The sequence below is a fragment of the Bacillus sp. S4 genome (genome assembly GCF_040838205.1).
Lineage (GTDB): Bacteria > Bacillota > Bacilli > Bacillales > Bacillaceae_G > Bacillus_A > Bacillus_A cereus_U.
The window spans coordinates 1-2291 of record NZ_JBFPJI010000443.1; the positions used below are offsets into that span (position 1 = coordinate 1).

Consider the following 2291-nt stretch of genomic DNA (forward strand, 5'->3'; position numbering starts at 1 on the left):
TATTTCTTCTATATCTTCATCAGTGGATTTTTTCTTATATTTAAAACCAATTACTTTCATATCCGAAAACACTTTTTCTTCCATTTCTTCATCTACTGGAATACATTAAATAATCACTTTCGTTGTATTTGAAATTTGTACGAAAATTTCAAATGCACCAATAAAAATAGCAATCATTCGGAATAATTCTTTATTGCTCATATATAAAATCCTTGCAAGTTCAGAGTATATAAACAATACATCAATCATTTCAGCAGCTATTATGCAATCATCTACTGGTACTTTCTCCAAGATTTGCAGATTAATTAATTCCCCAGTTTTATCCTCACACTCTTGTTGAAAGTACAAAGTTTTTTCTTTTGAAAATAACCACATATGTAGCCCTCTTCCCACTAAAAACAACAATTAGGCTTTTACTTTTCATTTTCCAGAACTAAAAATACGTTAAATTATTATTGTGTATCCACCGCAATTTTCACTTCAACATACTGTAGCTCTTCATCACCGCTAAATATATGATAAATAGGCGAAATCATATCAAGCTCATTATCTTCCATATACTGAAGCATCTCAGCATACGCATACTCTGTTAATCTTTCAAAATCTCCTGCGTATCTTTTCATTAGCATGTTATCAACATAATAATAACTTCGAAACTTCATTGTTTCTGATATAGGAATACTACTCTCATGTACTGGCATAAATAATTCAATAAACATATCTCCATCTGATGGTACATTTTTCAATGCATAAAACATTGGGCCTTTGACCGTTAAATTCGCTTGCGCAATTTCTGCCAACAAATCTTCTATTACTTTTTCCATATCAGTATAGTGAAAAAAATATTCTCTCGATACAACATTTTGAAAAGCAATGCTTTGTTCCTCAACTATCATCGTACTAATTCACCTACTTCAATAATAGGAGCATAAATATCCAACCACATATCACCATATACATCTAAGCATACGTGATAAAAGCTACTATCTAATTTCATATGATTTTGTTCAGCAAATTCATTTAAAACACGATAAGCGTCTTCAATATCACCATCTTCATCTGAGAATCTAACACAAAGTGCTTCTTCAATAAGAATTGCATCAATATACTCATACGATGAACCCTCTTCCATATTTACCCGTCCATTCACTGGAACACAATACATATATTCACCATATTCCGGTTCATTCTCTAATGGTGAATACGTAAAAAGAACAGGTCCTATTGGGTATATATCGTTATGAACTACTTGATTTCTAAGTGCGATAGCTGGTAACAACCAATCATCCTTTTTTACTATTTGAGTGATGCTTATTAAATTTAAAAGCGATAATGCTTTATACTGAACTTTCATAACCTCTACCCCTTATACAGTGTTTTAATTCTTCACAAATAGATCCTTCCACACACATAAAAAACCAGTTTATGACTATCATTTACAAATCTCATTTCAATTTTTGTTTCGCTTTTGTTCTTTTTCTATTATTCTTTTTCTATTTGCTATAAATTCTTGACGTTCCTTTTCATGTTGTTCCCATGTAATATTAAATGATGGAAATTTAAAGCGACAATACACCAATAGGACGAATTCTGCTGATGCAACTGCGAATACATATAATATTATTGTTTGTAAAAAATAGAACACCATTGGCCCTAGCGCAAAATGAATACTTGCAAAGATTAATATCAAAAGGACAACTACATAAATAACTATCCCAATGAACATCCATAGTTTTGTATTATTAAAAAATGAAGCCGTCCCCCCTTCCAACTTATAGCCTCCATATTTTGCTTTTTTAAAAGTATGGATTGTTATTACAATATGAGTAATTATCGCTCCTAATAATAATAGACCTACATAAAATACCGTTAGATTTTCACAATAATATCCAAATATTGCTTCAATTAATACATACGCATAACCTACCGTTGCAACCTGAAACGAGTTAAAAACAATTACAACGGCTTGTAACTTTTGTAATTTAAATCTTAATTTCGGAAATGAATAGATAATCAAAAAAAGGATTTGCAGAATATATAATACTAATTCTACAGAAACAATTATTCGTTCAAAAGATTTTGGATAAGCCTCCCAACCAAGTTGTAAAAAACCCAAAATAATAAAAAACATCGGTAATGAAGCATATACAAAGACTCCAACTAAAAATGCCATTACACCATCAGGACTTAATCGGTTTTTATTTGTAACTTTGAAAAAGTCTAAATCTTCTTCTTTTATGTTCCACATTCACTTATCCTACTTTCAAATTTTATATTCATCACCAAAATAT

Annotated in this window: 4 protein-coding genes; all 4 read right to left on the reverse strand. The window is 30.4% G+C overall.

What is annotated here, in order from left to right; translation table 11 throughout:
- Nucleotides 1-105: 105 nt before the first annotated feature.
- Nucleotides 106-375, reverse strand: coding sequence for a hypothetical protein (locus AB3X48_RS21345; protein ID WP_286119358.1), 270 nt, complete (start codon nt 373-375; stop codon nt 106-108).
- Nucleotides 376-452: 77 nt separating this feature from the next.
- Nucleotides 453-896, reverse strand: a complete 444-nt coding sequence (locus AB3X48_RS21350) for a DUF5085 family protein (protein ID WP_002200722.1) — start codon at nt 894-896, stop codon at nt 453-455.
- Nucleotides 893-1354 carry a DUF5085 family protein gene (locus tag AB3X48_RS21355; protein WP_002200723.1) on the reverse strand — a complete coding sequence of 154 codons (462 nt, stop codon included), beginning with the start codon at nt 1352-1354 and terminating at the stop codon, nt 893-895. The genes AB3X48_RS21350 and AB3X48_RS21355 overlap by 4 nt, the downstream gene beginning before the upstream one ends.
- Before the next feature lie 96 nt (nt 1355-1450).
- Complete coding sequence (locus tag AB3X48_RS21360; RefSeq protein ID WP_367959916.1) at nt 1451-2248, reverse strand: hypothetical protein; 798 nt, start codon at nt 2246-2248, stop codon at nt 1451-1453.
- Nucleotides 2249-2291 lie beyond the last annotated feature (43 nt).

Excerpts from the sequence above, each read along its gene's own strand:
- AB3X48_RS21355 (WP_002200723.1), bottom strand. The coding sequence starts at position 1,354 with ATGAAAGTTCAGTATAAAGCATTATCGCTTTTAAATTTAATAAGCATC.
- AB3X48_RS21360 (WP_367959916.1), bottom strand. The coding sequence starts at position 2,248 with ATGTGGAACATAAAAGAAGAAGATTTAGACTTTTTCAAAGTTACAAAT.
- AB3X48_RS21345 (WP_286119358.1), bottom strand. The coding sequence starts at position 375 with ATGTGGTTATTTTCAAAAGAAAAAACTTTGTACTTTCAACAAGAGTGT.
- AB3X48_RS21350 (WP_002200722.1), bottom strand. The coding sequence starts at position 896 with ATGATAGTTGAGGAACAAAGCATTGCTTTTCAAAATGTTGTATCGAGA.